At 50.4% G+C, this 17261-nt stretch carries 18 protein-coding genes and 1 tRNA gene; 10 read left to right on the top strand and 9 right to left on the bottom strand.

What is annotated here, in order from left to right; translation table 11 throughout:
* Positions 1-29: 29 nt before the first annotated feature.
* Together NZM01_11715 and NZM01_11710 are read right to left on the bottom strand one after the other, a co-directional pair.
* Positions 30-578, bottom strand: coding sequence for a ferritin-like domain-containing protein (locus tag NZM01_11715; protein MCS6960699.1), 549 nt, complete (start codon positions 576-578; stop codon positions 30-32).
* 145 nt (positions 579-723) lie between these two features.
* Positions 724-1527: an undecaprenyl-diphosphate phosphatase gene (locus NZM01_11710; protein ID MCS6960698.1), complete on the bottom strand. Its 804-nt coding sequence runs from the start codon at positions 1525-1527 to the stop codon at positions 724-726.
* Positions 1528-1579: 52 nt separating this feature from the next.
* Between NZM01_11710 and NZM01_11705 the strand changes: the two genes are divergently transcribed.
* From NZM01_11705 to NZM01_11695, 3 genes are all read left to right on the top strand, one after another.
* Entirely contained in the window at positions 1580-1738 is a 159-nt protein-coding gene (locus tag NZM01_11705; GenBank protein ID MCS6960697.1) for a photosystem II protein Y, read from the top strand.
* A gap of 74 nt (positions 1739-1812) precedes the next feature.
* A complete protein-coding gene (locus NZM01_11700) occupies positions 1813-3009 on the top strand; it encodes a citrate synthase (protein ID MCS6960696.1) in 1197 nt (398 codons plus the stop codon).
* A 17-nt stretch (positions 3010-3026) separates the two neighbouring features.
* Positions 3027-3656, top strand: a complete 630-nt coding sequence (locus tag NZM01_11695; GenBank protein MCS6960695.1) for an energy-coupling factor ABC transporter ATP-binding protein — start codon at positions 3027-3029, stop codon at positions 3654-3656.
* Here NZM01_11695 and NZM01_11690 read toward each other — a convergent pair whose 3' ends face one another.
* Together NZM01_11690 and NZM01_11685 are read right to left on the bottom strand one after the other, a co-directional pair.
* Positions 3657-4007 carry a hypothetical protein gene (locus NZM01_11690; GenBank protein MCS6960694.1) on the bottom strand — a complete coding sequence of 117 codons (351 nt, stop codon included), beginning with the start codon at positions 4005-4007 and terminating at the stop codon, positions 3657-3659.
* A gap of 65 nt (positions 4008-4072) precedes the next feature.
* Positions 4073-4774, bottom strand: a complete 702-nt coding sequence (locus NZM01_11685) for an SDR family oxidoreductase (GenBank protein MCS6960693.1) — start codon at positions 4772-4774, stop codon at positions 4073-4075.
* Between the two features lie 86 nt (positions 4775-4860).
* On the opposite strand from NZM01_11685, the gene gyrA reads away from it, so the two are divergent.
* Together gyrA and NZM01_11675 are read left to right on the top strand one after the other, a co-directional pair.
* Entirely contained in the window at positions 4861-7431 is a 2571-nt protein-coding gene (gyrA, locus tag NZM01_11680) for a DNA gyrase subunit A (protein MCS6960692.1), read from the top strand.
* A 21-nt stretch (positions 7432-7452) separates the two neighbouring features.
* Positions 7453-7539, top strand: a tRNA-Ser gene (locus NZM01_11675).
* Here the strand turns inward: NZM01_11675 and NZM01_11670 are convergent.
* Both NZM01_11670 and NZM01_11665 read right to left on the bottom strand, forming a co-directional pair.
* Positions 7504-8649: a HAMP domain-containing histidine kinase gene (locus tag NZM01_11670; protein MCS6960691.1), complete on the bottom strand. Its 1146-nt coding sequence runs from the start codon at positions 8647-8649 to the stop codon at positions 7504-7506. The two genes, NZM01_11675 and NZM01_11670, sit on opposite strands and share 36 nt — an antisense overlap.
* A 3-nt stretch (positions 8650-8652) precedes the next feature.
* On the bottom strand, positions 8653-9381 hold the full coding sequence (locus NZM01_11665; GenBank protein ID MCS6960690.1) for a response regulator transcription factor: 729 nt from the start codon (positions 9379-9381) through the stop codon (positions 8653-8655).
* A gap of 81 nt (positions 9382-9462) precedes the next feature.
* On the opposite strand from NZM01_11665, the gene NZM01_11660 reads away from it, so the two are divergent.
* Complete coding sequence (locus NZM01_11660; GenBank protein ID MCS6960689.1) at positions 9463-10617, top strand: cysteine desulfurase; 1155 nt, start codon at positions 9463-9465, stop codon at positions 10615-10617.
* Here NZM01_11660 and NZM01_11655 read toward each other — a convergent pair.
* Genes NZM01_11655 through NZM01_11645 form a run of 3 tightly spaced genes read right to left on the bottom strand, consistent with a single transcriptional unit; the run spans position 10601 to position 12893 of the window.
* Positions 10601-11293 carry a response regulator transcription factor gene (locus NZM01_11655; protein ID MCS6960688.1) on the bottom strand — a complete coding sequence of 231 codons (693 nt, stop codon included), beginning with the start codon at positions 11291-11293 and terminating at the stop codon, positions 10601-10603. The genes NZM01_11660 and NZM01_11655 overlap by 17 nt on opposite strands.
* Before the next feature lie 40 nt (positions 11294-11333).
* Positions 11334-12440, bottom strand: coding sequence for an alanine racemase (gene alr, locus NZM01_11650; GenBank protein MCS6960687.1), 1107 nt, complete (start codon positions 12438-12440; stop codon positions 11334-11336).
* Between the two features lie 51 nt (positions 12441-12491).
* Positions 12492-12893, bottom strand: coding sequence for a hypothetical protein (locus tag NZM01_11645; GenBank protein ID MCS6960686.1), 402 nt, complete (start codon positions 12891-12893; stop codon positions 12492-12494).
* A 77-nt stretch (positions 12894-12970) separates the two neighbouring features.
* Here NZM01_11645 and NZM01_11640 point away from each other — a divergent pair, with 77 nt between their 5' ends.
* Genes NZM01_11640 through NZM01_11625 form a run of 4 tightly spaced genes read left to right on the top strand, consistent with a single transcriptional unit; the run spans position 12971 to position 17258 of the window.
* On the top strand, positions 12971-13360 hold the full coding sequence (locus tag NZM01_11640) for a rhodanese-like domain-containing protein (GenBank protein ID MCS6960685.1): 390 nt from the start codon (positions 12971-12973) through the stop codon (positions 13358-13360).
* A gap of 42 nt (positions 13361-13402) precedes the next feature.
* Positions 13403-14707, top strand: a complete 1305-nt coding sequence (gene hemL / locus NZM01_11635) for a glutamate-1-semialdehyde 2,1-aminomutase (GenBank protein MCS6960684.1) — start codon at positions 13403-13405, stop codon at positions 14705-14707.
* Positions 14708-14766: 59 nt separating this feature from the next.
* Positions 14767-16599, top strand: coding sequence for a serine/threonine-protein kinase (locus NZM01_11630; protein ID MCS6960683.1), 1833 nt, complete (start codon positions 14767-14769; stop codon positions 16597-16599).
* A 2-nt stretch (positions 16600-16601) separates the two neighbouring features.
* A complete protein-coding gene (locus NZM01_11625; protein MCS6960682.1) occupies positions 16602-17258 on the top strand; it encodes a ComF family protein in 657 nt (218 codons plus the stop codon).
* Positions 17259-17261 lie beyond the last annotated feature (3 nt).

The raw sequence follows: 17261 nt of genomic DNA, 5'->3' as shown, positions 1-17261 counted from the left end.
TCCTTGGGTGACTGGGGGGCAAGGGTAACTTAAGCGCGGGCAACAAATCCCAAGGTGAGGCTGTCTTGCGCCAAGAAGTGAGCGTTGTGGTAAGCTCTCTCCTCTGTCTTCATGAGGATTTGTTCATACATGTAACGGGTAGCTCTATCTCCTAAGCTCTCTGCCTGCGCTGCTAACCGCCGCAGGAGATTAACCAAAGCCTGTTCGGCTTCCAGGTCATGGCTGAGCATCTCGCGACAGGTAAAAGCTCCATCAGGTTCAGGGGTAAAACAGCACAACTCTGCTAAACGGGCAAAACTAGCTACAGGTACACCACCCAAACCGTTCAACCGCTCCCCGATCGTGTGGATGTGGTCGCGCACCTCATCGGCACTTTCTTGGAACCACTGGTGCAGCATATAAAATTCACTGCCTTCCACCACAAAATGATGCTTTTGATACTGAATTTGCAAAGCTTGGAAACTGGCTAGAGCAATGTTCATCCCTTCACAAATGGGGACAGTGACATCGGTTTCTAAACCAATGACATTAGCCTTTACCGTCCCCCACGCCTGCACCGGTGTAGTCGCAATTGCCATGATTGTTCCCCCTCTATAAAACATGCTGAGTGTTTACTAGCCTGATTATAGATGAAACCTCAGACTATTGTCAATAAGATTCTTTATTGAGAAAGTATTGCTAGATAAGGGTTGAGGGGTGTATTTTTTGCTACTAATTTCTAATTTATTGCCACGGCAGTAGTAACTTACTAGCAATTAAGACTATGCCAAAAGTGAGACGGTACCAGATGAACACCCAACTACTTTTAGTCTGAAAAAACCGCAATAGCCAGGCGATCGCTAAATAGGAGAATACAAAAGAGGAAATCATACCTACACCTAAAAGAAGAAGGGTATCCCTGTGACCAAAGGCTTGCCGGGATTGAAATAAAGTAGCAATAGTCAAAGTGGGAATGCCCAAGAGGAAGGAAAACCGAGCAGCGGTCTGGCGTTCTAGCCCCAGGAACAGGGCAGTAGTTAGAGTGGTACCCGATCGGGATGCCCCAGGGATAAGGGCAATGGTTTGTCCCAAGCCTACCCACAGCCCGTCCCAAATTTGTAAATCGGCAAAGCTGCGTTTCCTCGTACCTTTTAGTTCAGCTAGCCCCAGGAGAATCGCCATGACAATTGAAGTGACCCCAATCACGATCGGGCTTTCAGGAATTACATGGCGGAATATAAACCCCAACACTAAAACGGGCACTGTCCCCACCACAATCCCTGCAGTGATGCGCCATTCCTCCCCTTGCCAGTCCTTAGTTTTGCAGGCTTGAACAGTGCCTGCCACCAGCAACCGGATGTCATTATAAAAATAGAGAATTACCGCTACCACACTGCCAAATTGCATGGCATCGACATAATACTTTTCCCCTACTTCCTGCCAGCCCCAGATTTGCGTTACGACCAAGAGATGGGCCGTACTGCTGATGGGTAAAAACTCAGTGATACCTTGCACTAAGCCTAAGAAAATTGCCTGTAGATATGCCATGGTCCTGGTGAAACTGCGATAATCAAGGATAGATGGTTAAGGAGAATACAGTATGGACATTGATTTAAGACCGTTAATTGTGTTAGCACCGGTAGTGTTAGTAGTGCTGTGGGCTGCTTACAACATTATTGGGGCGGCGCTGCGGGGTGAAGCCAAACTCTTTGGTGCCCGGGGTAACAATCCTTTTGCGCCGGAAAACACCAAGAAGTAAATAAATGTACTAGGGGATGCGAAACTGCTCCCCTACTGGTGCTAAACTGTGGGGCAATTGTACAGAAGTTCACTATGGCAGTTGGAGAGTATAAACCAGGGTTAGAGGGTGTTCCCGCTACGCAGTCAAATATTAGCTACATTGACGGTCAGCGGGGCATACTGGAATATCGGGGCATCCGCATTGAGGAACTCTGCGAACATAGCAACTTTTTGGAAACTGCCTACCTCCTCATTTTTGGAGAACTGCCCACTGCCGAACAGTACGAAACTTTTGTACGGGATGTCACCTACCGTCGGCGTATCAAGTATCGCATTCGGGACATGATTAAGTGTTTTCCTGAAAGCGGTCACCCCATGGATGCTTTGCAGGCCTGTATTGCTGCCCTGGGGATGTTCTACCCCCTGCCTGACCTCCATGACCCCGCCCTTATTTACCATGCTAGTGCCCGTCTGATTGCCAAAATGCCGACAATGGTGGCAACTTTCCACCTCATGCGCCAGGGTAACGACCCCGTACGCCCCAGGGATGACCTCGATTACCCTTCTAATTTTTTGTATATGCTCAATGAGAAGGAGCCTGACCCCCTGGCAGCACGGGTCTTTGATGTCTGTCTGATGCTCCATGCGGAACATACGGTGAACGCCTCTACCTTCTGTGCCCTAGTGACGGCTTCTACCCTCACCGACCCCTATACGGTGCTGACTTCAGCGATCGGTACTTTGAGCGGTCCATTGCACGGGGGTGCTAATGAACAGGTGATGAAAATGTTGGCAGAGATTGGCACCGTGGAAAATGTCCGCCCCTACTTGGAACGCAAGATCAAAAACAAGGAGAAAATCATGGGCTTCGGGCACCGTGTTTATAAGGTGAAAGACCCGCGGGCGACAATCTTGCAGGAGTTAGCTATCAAGTTATTTGACAAGTTTGGTCACGATCGCTATTTTGACGTTGCCATTGAGTTAGAACACCAGGCAAAGGAGTATTTGGGGGATAAGGGAGTCTTCCCCAACGTGGATTTCTATTCGGGTTTAATCTATCGCAAACTGGGCATTCCCACGGATTTATTCACCCCTATCTTTGCGATCGCGCGTACGGCTGGTTGGTTAGCCCACTGGAAGGAGCAACTGGCGGATAATCGTCTGTTCCGTCCCACCCAGGTCTATACGGGGCTGCACGATGTGCCCTATACACCGATCGAGAAACGTGTTTCCACGCTTCAACCGACTGTACCAGATGGTAGTTTGGTCAGTCCCCATCCAGCTGGCTAGATTTTTCTCAGTCACTAATGTTAGTTGTTCAAGATTTGGTTTATCACCCTGCCGCTACCAGCCAACCGATTTTGCAGGGAGTGACCTTGAGTCTGGCTAGCAGGCAACTGGGCGTTCTTGTTGGTCCTAGTGGCTCAGGGAAGAGTACTTTGTTGGAAATTTTGGCAGGGTTTGCCCAGTGGCAGTCGGGGTCAATCTATTGGCACAGTGAAGAGTTACTGCCAGAACAACTAGGGCAGATTTGCGGGCTGGTATTTCAGTTTCCTGAACGGCACTTTTGCGGTAGTACAGTCCTAGAGGAGCTGCGGTTGGGTCATCCCCGCCTCAGCAATGAGGAAATCCAGGGAGCGTTGTGGGCGGTGGGTTTGGGGGATGTCAATTTGGATACTGCGCCGCAGTCTCTCAGTGGTGGACAACAACGTCGTCTGGCTCTGGCTGTGCAATTGATTCGTCACCCCAGCGTTTTACTCCTGGATGAACCAACAGCGGGTTTGGATTGGTCGATGCGGCGGCAAATTGTGCAGCTCCTCACCCAACTAAAACAGGAGTGGATGTTGTTGGTAGTCACCCATGAACCAGAGGAATTGCTGCCCCTTGCCGATCGGGCTTGGCAAATTAGAGGGGGAGTGGTTACCCCCATCAAGTAATTAGTTGCGGCGGATTTCTTTTGCCATGTTGCGGAAGAAGTCCAGACTGTTGGAGTCTTTGGCGCTGCGTCGATCGGTGGGCTGGGGTGTGAATTGGGTTTGGTTAGTGGTACTACTGGAGCTGTCCATACCAGGTTTTTCCTCGATCACCTTCTTTTCCAGGGAAGAGACTTGCACCACTACTTCCCCGCCGCCACCGCTCTTAGTTTTGGCAAAGGTACGCCGCACGGTAGAGGGTTTGCGCATATAGTTTATGTCCCCTAGGGTCTTTGCTGTGTCAGGGTCAAGGAAGTAACTATCCCCACCTTGGTCGTTGTTGCGGTTGAATAACCAGCCGAAGAAGCCTGCCATAGAGTAGTTCCCTTAAGAAATGTAAAGAGCGTGCTCCTTCTAGTTTACGCAATTTAGCCCCACTTTTACAGAACTCCTGCACTGGGCATGACTGTCAACTCAGGGATCAACAGCCGTTCACTCAACAGGAGTAACTGTACTAAACTCTGGGCTACATCCAGGGGGGAGAGCATCTGGGCACGATCGAACTGACTAGATACTGCGGGGTCGAGACCATCCCACAGTTCCGTATCCACTGCCCCTGGACAGAGAGCCATTACCCGAATGCCGTGACTTTGTTCCTCCTGGGCTAGTGCCTGGGTCAATCCGAGCAGGGCAAATTTACTGGCGCAGTAGCACCCCCACTTGGGAAATGCTTGCTTGCCGGCAATGGAGACTATGTTGACGATCGTGCCGCTATGTCTCAGTCGCATGGTGGGCAGCACTGCCTGGATACATTGAAAAACGCTAGTGACATTGAGGTCGAATACCCGCTGCCATTCCTCTAGGGGCGTGTGGATGATTTCCCCCACATAGGCTGTCCCCGCATTGTTGACTAGGATGTCAATGCCACCGCAGTCTGCCACAATCCTTTGTACGGTTGGTTTGACCTGGGGAATATCTAACAAATCCAACTGGTAGGTACGGCAGGGTAAATTCTCGACCGATCGGCTCAGTACTGCCACCTCGACCCCCAACTCCTTTAGGGCAAGGGCGATGGCTTTGCCAATTCCCCGACTACCGCCTGTGACCAGTGCTTTTTTGCCTGCCCAACTCATCCGTATCATCCTCCCCTTGTCCGTAGTAGATTGAGCATACCAGAGAGGGCGTATAATGTAGTAGTAACAAGGATTTGGCGACGATCGTGACCAACTTGACCCCACCTCAAGAAGACCGCATTATCCCTACAGACTTACGGGGAGAAATGTCCCGTTCCTATCTTGAGTACGCTATGAGTGTAATAGTGGGGCGTGCTCTCCCAGATGCCAGAGATGGTCTGAAACCTGTCCACCGCCGCATTCTCTATGCTATGCACGAATTGGGGTTGGCTCCCGATCGTCCCTTCCGCAAGTGTGCCAGGGTAGTAGGGGATGTTATCGGTAAATATCACCCCCACGGCGATACCTCCGTCTACGAAGCGTTGGTAAGGATGGCCCAGGATTTCTCCATGCGCGAGCGCCTAGTGGACGGGCATGGCAATTTTGGCAGTGTGGATGATGACCCCCCAGCGGCGATGCGATACACCGAATGTCGGCTGACGGCGATTGCCCAGGAGGGTTTACTACAGGACATCGAGGCAGAAACGGTTGATTTTGTCCCTAACTACGACGGCTCGCAGCAGGAACCTTTGGTTCTACCCTCCCGTATCCCCCAGTTGCTCTTGAATGGTTCGGCGGGGATTGCGGTGGGTATGGCGACAAATATCCCTCCCCATAATCTGGGGGAGCTAGTGGATGGTTTGATTGCTTTGGTGCACAATCCTGACCTGTCAGCGGTGGATTTAATGGGCTATATCCCGGGTCCGGATTTTCCTACGGGGGCAACGATCGTGGGCAAGGAATCCCTACAGGAAATTTACACCACTGGCAGGGGTTCGATTACAATGCGGGCGGTTACCCACATAGAAACAATCCGCTCGGCGGGTAGGCAGGAGCGAGAAGCGATCGTGGTTACGGAATTGCCCTATCAAACCAATAAGGCGCTGTTGATCGAAAAAATTGCGGAACTGGTCAACGACAAACGTATTGAAGGTATCGCTGATATTAGGGATGAATCTGATCGGGAGGGGATGCGCCTGGTGATTGAACTGAAGCGAGATGCCCAGGCTAAGGTAGTGCTAAACAATCTGTTTAAGATGACGGCACTGCAGAGTAACTTCAGTTGTCATATGTTAGCGTTGGTGGACTCCCGCCCGCTGTTGTTGAATCTCAAGCAGGCGTTACAGGTTTTTTTGGATTTTCGCTATGAGGTCATCACCCGCCGGACACGGTACTTTTTACGCCAGGCGGAGGAACGGGACCATGTGCTCCAGGGTTTGCTGATCGCCTTGGCTAACCTTGATGCAGTAATTGAATTGATTCGTTCTGCCTCTGACACCAGTACTGCTAAGACAGCCCTCATCGATCGTTATCATCTCACTCCTGTCCAAGCCGATGCCATCTTGCAGATGCAATTGCGGCGGTTAACGGCATTAGAAGCGGACAAAATTCAGCAGGAACATGAAGAACTGTTAGCCCGCATTGCTGACCTCAAAGATATTCTCGCCCAGCGCCAGCGCATTTTGGACATCACGGTTGCCGAATTGCGGGAGATAAAAGCTAGGTTTGCTACTCCCCGCCGGACGAAAATTACTGCCAACGAAGAGGAAATTGCGGTAGTTGATCTAGTCGCTAACAACGAAACCCTGATCCTGCTTACTTCCCAGGGCTACATTAAACGCTTGCCCGTCAACACCTTCACTGCCCAAAATCGCGCCACTAGGGGCAAAGCCAGTAGTACGATGAAGGAGAATGATACGATCGAGCATTTCCTTGCCTGTCGGACGCATGATTATCTGTTGTTTTTTACCGATCGGGGGAAGGTTTACAGTCTGCGTGCCTACGAAATACCGGAGGGCAGTCGCACTGCTAGGGGGACGGCGGTGGTACAGATGTTACAGATTGCAGCGGATGAAAAGGTGACATCCCTAGTAGCTGTGCGGGATTTTTCTGAAGAAGAATACTTGGTAATGTTGACAGCAGGGGGCTACATCAAGAAGACTCGTCTTTCTGCCTTTAGTAACATTCGTGCCAATGGTTTGATTGCCATTTCCCTCAACCCCGATGACCAATTGCGGTGGGTGCGCAGGGCAACCAGTAGTAACACAATTTTAATTGGTTCGCGCCAGGGGATGTCTATTCGTTTTCGCGCTGACGATGAACAACTGCGTCCGATGGGCAGAGATACTAAAGGGGTGAAAGCTATGACCCTCAAGGGGGATGACCAGATTGTCAGTATGACGATTTTACCAGCGGGTTTAGCGGAGATAGAAGGGGAAGATAACGAAGAGGACAGCTTAGAGGCAGAAGAAAATGGGGGGGGGAATGATTGTCCTGAAACAAGCAGCGACAAGCAAACAGGACCTTGGGTGTTAGTTGTCACCCAGGGTGGCTATGGCAAGCGGGTACCAGTGGATCAATTTCGCATTCAAAAGCGGGCGGGTAAAGGCTTGCGGATTACCAAGTTCAAATCTGAACAGGATGGTGTGGCAGCTTTGCGCCTGGTAGATGTCAATGATGAAATTATGATCATTACCAGTCGGGGGGTAGTGATGCGGCAAGCAATCGATGATATAAGTTGTCAATCCCGTACAGCGAGGGGAGTAAAACTGCAGCGCCTTGATCCCGACGATGTGATCGTGGCAACGACGTTGGTGCCCCCTGCTCTGCAAGAGGGAGAGGAGTAACTCCTGGTATAATTGAGATTTGGAGAAGTGGCAGAGTGGTTGAATGCGGCAGACTCGAAATCTGTTATGGTGTCACAGCCATCGGGGGTTCGAATCCCCCCTTCTCCGTTCCTGGCGCAGGGGTAGGGTAAGACTAATCCAGGCTCCTTGGGTATCGGGGTGATTATTAGCTTTGATGCTGCCTTGGTGCAGTAGGACGCTCTGTTTGACGATAGCTAAACCTAGTCCACTGCCCCCTAAACCTACGTCAGGACGAGAACGAGAGGGGTCTGCACGATAAAACCGATCGAAAATATGGGGTAGGTCTTCCGCACTAAAACCCGAACCATAGTCAATAATATCGATCGTGACTATTTCTGTCCCTGGGGTTACCTCTAGGCGGACGGGCTGATTAGGAGGACTAAATTTAATGGCATTGTCCAGCAGGTTCAAAAATAAACGGTGCAGGCGGGCTTCATCCCCTTCTAATTCCAGTTGAGCAGGTCCGACGTAGTGCAGGCTGATTTGCTTGCGCTGTGCCAGGGGTTCCAGGGTTTGCCAAACTTGGTGGAGGAGATAGGGGAGGTCAAGGCGGCTGAGGTTGAGGGTGGGCACTTTGCCCATGTCCTGTTGTCCTAAGTCTAGGAGGTCTGCCACGATGTCACTAAGGCGAATCAGTTCCTTGAGGAGCCGATCGAGCCAGGGGCGCAGGTCTGGGGGGCTACGGTCTTGCAAGGTCTCCACCACTAGTCGCATAGAAGTTAGGGGCGTCTTCAGCTCGTGGGCAACATCAGCAGTCCAGCGGTCCCTTTGTTGAGCAAGCTGTACAGCTTCGCAGCGGTCTTCCAGAAACACCCCTACGTGTCCTTGGGGGAGGGGAATACTGTAGGCGCGCAAATGCAGACTGGGGAGGGATTCCAGGGGGTTAGGGGAGACAAGATGGTGCACCCAGGATTTTTCCAGGGCGACTTGCTGGAGGCGGGTTTCTTGAATTAGCTGGTCTAGTTCGTAGGAGCGTACAATCTGCAGTAACAGACGGCGGGGAGTAAGTTTAATGCCTAGGAGTTTCTCCGCCAAGGAATTAGCCCAGCACAGGCGATTTTCCTGGTCTACCTCCAGGTAGGCAATGGGAGCGGACTGCCAGAGATACTGCCAATGCTCTCGCCCGGGGGGGCGCTTGACTCTGTACCAAGTTGCCATCAAGGCAATGCCTACCAAGCATCCCCACAGAAATCCCATTAATCACCCTAAGCGATAGCCAAAGCCCCGCACTGTCAACAGATATTTGGGGTCACTGGGGTCAGATTCTAGTTTTTCCCTGAGCCAGCGGATATGTACATCTACAGTTTTACTATCCCCCACAAAGTCAGTGCCCCAAATTTTTTCCAAGAGCTGTTCCCGCGACCACACGCGGCGGGGATGTCCCATAAACAGTTCTAGAATACGGAATTCCTTGGGCGAGAGACTGATTTCTTCCCCCCGTACTGTAACACGACATTCCTGGGGATACATAGTAATATCACCGAATTTGAGGACGTTCCCCTGTACCTGATTGTCAAAACGGCGGCGGCGCATCAAGGCACGGCACCTAGCAATCAGTTCCCCCATACCAAAGGGTTTGGTGAGATAGTCATCTGCCCCTACTTCCAAGCCTACAATCCGATCGGATTCACTGCCTTTGGCACTTAGCATCAAAACGGGCACACTATTCCCCTCATGGCGCAGCATGCGACAGAGGTCCAAACCGTTGATGTAGGGTAACATGATGTCCAGGATTATCAGATCAAGGGGATTCGATCGGTGAGCCATACTGAGGGCGGCATAGCCATCTTCAGCGAGGAGGACTGCGTATCCTTCTTCCTGTAAGGCTAAGGCAATAGTTTCCCGAATGGTATCTTCATCTTCCACGATCAGAATACTACCCAGGGTATACTCCGGTTGTGGGGGTCTGAGAGCCTCAGTAGAAAGCATAACCAAATCGCTCATCCTAGCAAATTCAGTACGATCGTACCATCAATCAGATCACCCTCTGCTTTTCTTAAGGTCGGGATTATGTTGGCACGCCCCATTTACCTGGACAACCACAGCACTACGCCCCTTGACTCCAGGGTATTGGCAGCAATGCTCCCTTACTTTGGTGAGTGTTTTGGCAATCCCAGCAGTAAAACCCATCTCTACGGGTGGGAGGCAGCGGCAGCGGTTGAGCAGGCACGGGCGGACATCGCCAGCCTTTTGGGGGCAGCACCAGAGGAGATCATTTTTACCAGTGGGGCAACGGAGTCCAATAATTTAGCTATCAAAGGTGTGGCGGAAGCCTATTACGATCGGGGCAAACACTTTATCACAGTGCAGACGGAACATCGGGCAGTGCTCGATCCCCTGCGCTACCTGGAAAGTTTAGGGTTTACAGTCACCTATTTGCCGGTAGATGGGGAGGGCTTAATTGACCCAGAGGATGTTGCCAAAGCTATCAGAGGGGATACGGTTTTAGTTTCGGTGATGGCGGCAAACAATGAAATTGGTGTACTCCAGGATTTAGGGGCGATCGGTCGTATCTGCAAAGCACGGGGTGTTCTCTTCCATACAGATGCAGCCCAGGCAGTGGGCAAAGTTCCCCTGGACGTGGAGGCGCTGGGAATTGATTTGTTGTCTTTCACTGCCCATAAGTGTCACGGACCCAAGGGCATCGGCGGTTTATATGTGCGGCAAAATCCCAAAGTACAAATTGCTCCCCAATTACACGGGGGCGGACAGGAAGGGGGACTGCGATCGGGTACTCTCTACCCCCCCCAGATTGTGGGTATGGCAAAGGCTCTGACCTTGGCAGTAGAGCAGCAAACCCAGGAACAGCAGTATATCCGCCAACTGCGGGAGCGTCTGTGGTCACAACTGCAAGCTTTGCCTGATATTTACCTTAATGGGCACTGGGAAAACCGTTTGGCGGGTAATCTCAACGTCTCCTTCGGTGGTATCAGAGGCGATACTCTCCTCGCTGCCCTAAGACAGTCAGTCGCTCTATCTTCTGGCTCTGCCTGTAGTTCTAGTTCCCCTCAACCTTCCCATGTCCTAACAGCGATCGGGCGTTCCCCCCAGTTGGCAGCAGCTTCCCTACGCTTTGGGATCAGTCGGTTCAATACGGCGGTGGAAATCGATCGGGTTGCCCAATTGGTCATTGAGCAGGTACAGGCACTCAGGACTTCTTTTTGATAGGTACTAGATGATGTTGCAGGGCGTAGCGAACCAGTTCCGTACGGCTGCCAGTCCCCGTTTTGGCAAACAAACGGCTGACATACTTTTCCACATTGCGCACTGTTGTGCCCAAACGTTTGGCAATCTCTTTGTTCATCAGCCCATCTACCACCAATTCTAAGATGTCCTCTTCCCGCGGCGTGAAGTTAATTTCTACATCTGGTTCTTGCTTTTCCTCTTCCGTTTGCTGATGTTTGAGCAAAGCACGGATTTCTGCTAATTGTCCTGCCAAATTTTGAATTTCGGGTGTGCTGGACTGCATCTGTTTGCGTTTGAGTATGTTTTGGACAATTGCTACTAATTCCTCTGGATCGAAGGGTTTAGCGATATAAGCATCGACTCCGCTTTGATAACCTTTGATGCGGTCACTAGTCATCCCCCGCGCCGTTAAGAAGATGACAGGGAGATTGAGAAACCGTTCATCCGATCGGATTTTCTGCAAAAACTCATAGCCATTTACTTGGGGCATCATAATATCGGAAATAACCAGGTCAGGGCGATCGGTTTCGATACTCTGCCAGGCTTCCTTGCCATTAGCCGCTACCTTCACGGTAAAGCCACTATCTTCCAAGTAGGCACTCACCGCCTCCCGCAGTCCGGGTTCGTCATCTACCAATAGTAAATGTCCTGCCATAGCTCTGTCCTTGGTTACTTCCCATTGTAGAGACGTAATGCTAAAAATTTTTGTTGCGGTCACAGATTAGGCGGGGCAGCCGCTGTTTGAAACTGCAGAGAATCTCCCAGGGAATGGTGTGCAGTTTACTTGCCCAGTCCATTGCATTTGCCATCACCGTTAGAGTGTCGCCTACCTGGACTTGGGGCAAGTCAGTTAAGTCTACCATACATTGGTCCATAGTGATCATACCAATTTGAGCCACTGATTTGTCCTGGTATTGAAACTGCACGCGATTGGATAACCCCCTGCTCAGTCCGTCTGCATAGCCGATGGTCACTACCCCCAAGCGCGTTTCCCTCGTCGTGTAAAAGTGATGACCATAGCTTACTCCCGTACCAGGGGGCAGGGTTTTGATGTGACTGATTCTCGCTTTGACCGTCATAGCTGGTTGCAATTCCACCAAGTGCTGAAAATGGGGCGCAGGTACATAGCCATAGATGCCCAGACCTACCCTAACTAGGTTGTAGTGCAAAGCCCGATCGAGTAATAAGCCCGCCGTATTACACAAATGCCCATAGGGAATAGCAAAACAGGAAAGAAGCGCACGGAACCGATCGTGTTGTACTGCCACGAAACTGGTATCTGGTTCATCCGCCGTTGCCAGATGGGAATATAAGCCGACTACATCTAAGCAGGAAAACTTTTGCACCGCCTCAATAAATTCAGCTCCCCTGTGCCATAGCACACCCAGCCGGGACATACCCGTGTCGATCTTGACATGGACAGGCAGACATAGACCAAGGGTTTGGGCTACCCCCTGACAGAGCTGGGCTTCCGCTAAGTTACTAACCGTGGGTTGCAAACGGTATTCCAGCAGAGCGTAGGCTTCTTGCCTTGTCGTTGTCGCCCCCAGGACTAAAATTGGCACCGTGATACCCTGTTGCCGCAGTTCTATTCCTTCCTCGATCGTGGCTACCCCTAACCAACTCGCCCCCCCAGCAATAGCGGCTTTAGCCACTGCCACTGCCCCATGCCCATAGGCATCTGCTTTTACTACTGCCATAAACCCTGTCTCTGGGCGCAACAATTGCTTCAGTTTCTTGACATTACTGGTGACAGCATTCAGATCAATTTCCACCCAGGCACGATGGTTTGGCTGTAACATAGCTTTCCCTTATGACTGGGCTAGATTGTACCCCCTCGAGGAAGAAATGGTCTAAATTTTGTAGTAACTGGGGCGGTTACCGCGAGTAGGGTCTTTGCGCCATCCGTAAAGCGTTCCACCTTCCGACAGACGTTTGCGAAAAACACCCTGAGAGATCAAACAACCCTGGGCTACTGCATCATTGTAAGCCTCCTCTAGGGAGTAAAAGGGAGTATCTTCTGCAGGGAGTTTGACTTCCTCTGAGGCGGCAGGCCGATCGGGCATCGCTGAACCTGTTTGTTTTCTCTCCCCAATGGTCAGTAAGATTTGATAGCAATCGATCGCCTGTTTGATCACTCGCACCAGGTCTTTTGTCTGTTGTAAAGAGCTATTGCCCTGGGCAGCCTGTCTTTGTAGCCAGTTAATGATTGCTACTTGGTTGTTGATGATGTCATTGTTTTGGCTTGATAGCATAGTTGGTTATACCATCTGATAGCTATATTGTAGCGGATTATCTGTCTCAGCTAGTTAAAAGACTAGCAGGTGTTTTGGTGTATGCTCATTGGTTAGTGCTAGTAGACTATGAATTGACGATGATATTACCGAATTTTGCCACTGTGACTGTCCAGGAGCTAGCCCAGAGGTTGCAACAGGATACCTCCCAGCTACAACTAGTGGATGTGCGAGAACCAGAAGAGTTAGAACTGGCAAGAATTCCCGGCTTTCTCAATTTGCCCCTCAGTCAGTTTCCCCAGTGGTATGGCACAATTTGCCAGACTCTTAACCCTGATAAGGAAACCCTGGTACTTTGTCATCACGGTATCCGATCGGCGCAGGTATGTGCAGTGCTTGTTAACTTAGGGTTTAGGCAAGTCAAAAACATTGCTGGCGGCATTGATGCCTATGCGCGAGAAATTGACCCGACAGTGGGTCTCTATTGAGCCATAATATGGAAGTTGATGATAGCGACAGATAATAAAAACATGGTAGCAAGCACTTTTAATACTTCCCGTTCTCAAGCAGTATTCAAGCGGGCAAAGGAACTCATGCCGGGGGGAGTCAGTTCCCCAGTGCGGGCGTTCAAATCCGTCGGGGGTGAACCTGTAGTGTTCGATCGGGTAGAAGGAGCCTACGCCTACGACATTGATGGCAACCGCTACATCGACTATATAGGCACCTGGGGGCCAGCGATCGTGGGGCATGCCCACCCGGAGGTGATCGAGGCAATTCAAAAAGCTGCCACCAAGGGCACAAGTTTTGGCGCTCCTTCGGTATTGGAAAATCAGTTGGCAGAGATGGTGATCGAGGCAGTCCCTTCCATTGAGATGGTGCGCTTTGTCAACTCTGGTACGGAAGCCTGTATGTCTGTATTGCGCTTGATGCGGGCGTTTACGGGACGGGACAAGGTGATCAAATTTGAGGGTTGCTACCATGGGCACGGTGATATGTTCCTGGTGCAGGCGGGGTCGGGTGTGGCTACCCTGGGCTTACCTGATTCCCCCGGTGTGCCCAAGTCTGTGACTGCCAATACTTTGACGGCTCCCTACAACGACCTAGAGGCAGTGAAAGCCCTGTTTGAGGCTAATCCAGACACGATCGCGGGGGTAATTTTGGAGCCGGTGGTGGGCAATGCTGGTTTTATTATGCCCCAGCCGGGCTTTTTAGAGGGCTTGCGGGCGGTTACCCAGGAGTACGGGGCGTTATTGGTGTTTGATGAAGTGATGACAGGTTTTAGGATTGCCTATGGTGGTGCCCAGGCTAAGTTTGGCATTATGCCGGACCTAACCTGTCTAGGCAAAATCATTGGTGGTGGTCTGCCCGTGGGTGCCTATGGGGGCAGAAGGGAAATTATGGCGATGGTAGCTCCGGCAGGCAGTGTGTATCAGGCGGGGACTCTCTCTGGCAACCCTCTGGCAATGACAGCTGGCATCAAAACCTTGGAAATTTTGCAACGCCCCGGCACCTATGAATATCTGGAGAACATCACAGCTAAACTTAGTCAGGGAATGCTGCAAGTAGCGAAAGAGACGGGACACGCTGCCACTGGTGGTCATTTAAGCGCTATGTTTGGCTTGTTTTTTACCGATCGTCCTGTGCACAACTACAGTGATGCTAAGACCAGCAATCTAGCGAAATTTAGCAAATTCCACCGCGGGATGCTGGAGCGGGGGGTCTATTTGGCACCTTCCCAGTTTGAGGCTGGTTTTACCTCCCTTGCCCACACTGAAGCAGACGTAGAAGCTACTTTGGCAGCGATGCGGGAAGTCCTCAGCCAGATTGAACCCTAAAACCTAACTTTTGCCCTGACTGGTCTGGCATAATGGGACTAGGAGTCGGGGCAAGAGCTATGATCGGACGACTGCTGGATGGGCGCTATCGCATCAAGAAACTACTGGGTAAGGGCGGTTTTGGTCACACCTATCTAGCAGAAGATACTAAACGACCGGGTAACCCTCCTTGTGTAGTCAAACATCTCCGCCCTCGCAGTAACAATCCTGAATTTCTAGCAGTTGCCCGTCGACTCTTTGCCACAGAAGCAGAAACCTTAGAAAAACTGGGAGACCTTGACCAAGTCCCTCGCCTTTATGCCTATTTTGAAGAGGATGAGCAATTCTATCTGGTACAAGAATTCATTGACGGTCGCCCCTTAAGTGAGGAGTTAGAGCCAAACAAGCCCTGGGATGAACCCCAAGTGATAGACTTTTTGCAAAACATTCTGTCTATTTTGGTAGTCTTGCACAAGCGAGGGGTGATTCACCGCGACATCAAACCAGAAAATATCATGCGCCGCCACAGCGATCGGAAGTTGGTGCTAATTGACTTTGGCGCTGTCAAACAGGTCATGCAGGATACAGATGATAAAAGCAATGTCTCAGTAGCGATCGGGACTTCTGGTTACATCCCTGCTGAGCAAGCCCAGGGCAAACCTAAATTTGCCAGTGATATTTATGCTGTGGGGATGGTAGCAATTCAGGCTTTGACAGGTGTTCCCCCCAGTCATTTCGGAGAAGACAGCCAAGGGGAAGTGCAATGGCAGATGTGTGTGGATATGAATTTAATCAGCCCCAATCTAGTTGCCATCTTGGAAAAGATGGTGAAAAGAGATTACCGTCAGAGATTTGCTACAGCTGAAGAGGTGCTACAAGCTTTGGAAGTCAGTACTCTGGATATAGCTCCCCATCCCCCCACGGAAGTGTCAGAGAAGAGAAAGTTGTCTTTTCCGTCTGTCAAATCCTTGGGTATGGGTGCCCTTGCTGTTGCTATTCTTCTTAGTGTGGTGGGTGGTCTTTTTGTTGCGGTTAATGTCAGAGCCAATGCTTGCAGAGAGTTGCGCTCCTGTCGCAGTGTGACTAAGGGGTCGTTTCGCTTTAGCAGTGGTGCAAGTTGGCAACCCGTGCGGGAACGCCTAGAGAAAGAGTTAAAGACTACTCATCCAGAGTTGATTTTTGCTTTTGTCAAACCGATCGATGGTCAACCCAGCAGCGGCAAAGCGATCGAAATGCTATTAGATGGGGAGATTGATTTTGCTTTGATTTCTCGCCCTCTAGAGCAAGAGGTCTGGGACAAGGCTAAAGCGAGGGGTATTGAATTGCACCAGGAAAAGGTAGCGATTGGGGGATTGGCAGTAGCTGTCCATCCTTCTGTCAACATTCCTGGTTTGACCTTGGAACAGATACAGAATATCTACTTGGGCAAGATTAAAAATTGGCGGGAAGTGGGGGGCAATGATTTAGAAATTAAACCGATCGTGCGTCCCAGTGTGTTGGACGGAGGAGCAAAGTCAATTTTGGGTCATGGAATTAGAAGTCATTCGCTGCCTTTATCTGTCACTAGAGTGAAAACAGCAGAAGAGGGAATAGATATGCTAAAGCAGAGAGCAGGCTCTATTTTTTGGGCTTCTTTGGGGCTTATGAGTAAAGCCTGTGAGGTAAAAATTATTCCTATTGGTCTTAGTTCTGGTAAATTGGTATCCCCTGTTTTGAATAATGATGACTGTCCCCGCAAAGCTAATATCGCTGCTCTTATTAATGCCGACTATCCTGTCACTAGTTTCATGGTGGTTGCCTTCAAAAAAAATGACAAACGATCGTTAGAAGCTGGCACAGCCTATGCAAAACTCTTACGGACAAAGGAGGGGCAGCAAATTTTTACAGAGGAAGGGTATGTTAGCTTGAATTAGAGATGGTCATCGATCGGTTCCTGGACTTGTTTTTACAGCGGCGGTGTCCTATTTGTGGGCGTTCTACCCCTGATTATGTTTGTGTCTATTGCAGTCGTGCCCTGATGGCTTGCCAAGCAGAAAAATTTTGGGAAATGAATCTACCGCAACCTCTCTTTTGCTGGGGAATATACGATGATGCCTTAAAACGAGCAATCGCTACCTGCAAATACAATAACCAACCCCGTATTGCCACATTTCTGGGGCAGCAGATGGGTTTAAGATGGGGCAAGGAGAAAGAAACACAGAAACTGACCAAGATGGCGGTAGTACCCATACCCTTGCACCCAGAAAAGCTGAAGCAGCGCGGATTCAATCAGGCAGAGCTGTTGGTCCGGGGATTTTGTGATGTAACGGGTATGCCCTGTCGTCCTAGGTTACTACAACGGATTAAAAACACTAAGCCCCAAATGCAAACAAAGAGCGCAGAAGAGCGTAAAGAGAATCTAAAGGGAGCTTTCACTGCTTGCCCAAACAAGACAAAACAATCAATTCTCTTACTAGATGACATTTACACTAGTGGTGCTACCATTAGGGAAGCAACTGCAACTCTCACTCAAGCTGGTTATAGAATAGGTGCTGTTCTGGTTTTGGCAAGGACGGGGTTACACGATCGTTAGCCT

This window comes from Pseudanabaenaceae cyanobacterium SKYG29, from assembly GCA_025055675.1.
Lineage (GTDB): Bacteria > Cyanobacteriota > Cyanobacteriia > Pseudanabaenales > Pseudanabaenaceae > M5B4.
The sequence above is the reverse complement of the archived record's forward strand: the minus strand, read 5'-3'. Positions and strand labels throughout refer to the sequence as shown.

Bases quoted from the DNA above. Each gene is read 5' to 3' on its own strand.
- NZM01_11715 (MCS6960699.1), bottom strand. From the start codon at position 578: ATGGCAATTGCGACTACACCGGTGCAGGCGTGGGGGACGGTAAAGGCT.
- NZM01_11710 (MCS6960698.1), bottom strand. From the start codon at position 1,527: ATGGCATATCTACAGGCAATTTTCTTAGGCTTAGTGCAAGGTATCACT.
- NZM01_11705 (MCS6960697.1), top strand. From the start codon at position 1,580: ATGGACATTGATTTAAGACCGTTAATTGTGTTAGCACCGGTAGTGTTA.
- NZM01_11700 (MCS6960696.1), top strand. From the start codon at position 1,813: ATGGCAGTTGGAGAGTATAAACCAGGGTTAGAGGGTGTTCCCGCTACG.
- NZM01_11695 (MCS6960695.1), top strand. From the start codon at position 3,027: ATGTTAGTTGTTCAAGATTTGGTTTATCACCCTGCCGCTACCAGCCAA.
- NZM01_11690 (MCS6960694.1), bottom strand. From the start codon at position 4,007: ATGGCAGGCTTCTTCGGCTGGTTATTCAACCGCAACAACGACCAAGGT.
- NZM01_11685 (MCS6960693.1), bottom strand. From the start codon at position 4,774: ATGATACGGATGAGTTGGGCAGGCAAAAAAGCACTGGTCACAGGCGGT.
- NZM01_11670 (MCS6960691.1), bottom strand. From the start codon at position 8,649: ATGGGATTTCTGTGGGGATGCTTGGTAGGCATTGCCTTGATGGCAACT.
- NZM01_11665 (MCS6960690.1), bottom strand. From the start codon at position 9,381: ATGCTTTCTACTGAGGCTCTCAGACCCCCACAACCGGAGTATACCCTG.
- NZM01_11660 (MCS6960689.1), top strand. From the start codon at position 9,463: ATGTTGGCACGCCCCATTTACCTGGACAACCACAGCACTACGCCCCTT.
- NZM01_11655 (MCS6960688.1), bottom strand. From the start codon at position 11,293: ATGGCAGGACATTTACTATTGGTAGATGACGAACCCGGACTGCGGGAG.
- alr (MCS6960687.1), bottom strand. From the start codon at position 12,440: ATGTTACAGCCAAACCATCGTGCCTGGGTGGAAATTGATCTGAATGCT.
- NZM01_11645 (MCS6960686.1), bottom strand. From the start codon at position 12,893: ATGCTATCAAGCCAAAACAATGACATCATCAACAACCAAGTAGCAATC.
- hemL (MCS6960684.1), top strand. From the start codon at position 13,403: ATGGTAGCAAGCACTTTTAATACTTCCCGTTCTCAAGCAGTATTCAAG.
- NZM01_11630 (MCS6960683.1), top strand. From the start codon at position 14,767: ATGATCGGACGACTGCTGGATGGGCGCTATCGCATCAAGAAACTACTG.
- NZM01_11625 (MCS6960682.1), top strand. From the start codon at position 16,602: ATGGTCATCGATCGGTTCCTGGACTTGTTTTTACAGCGGCGGTGTCCT.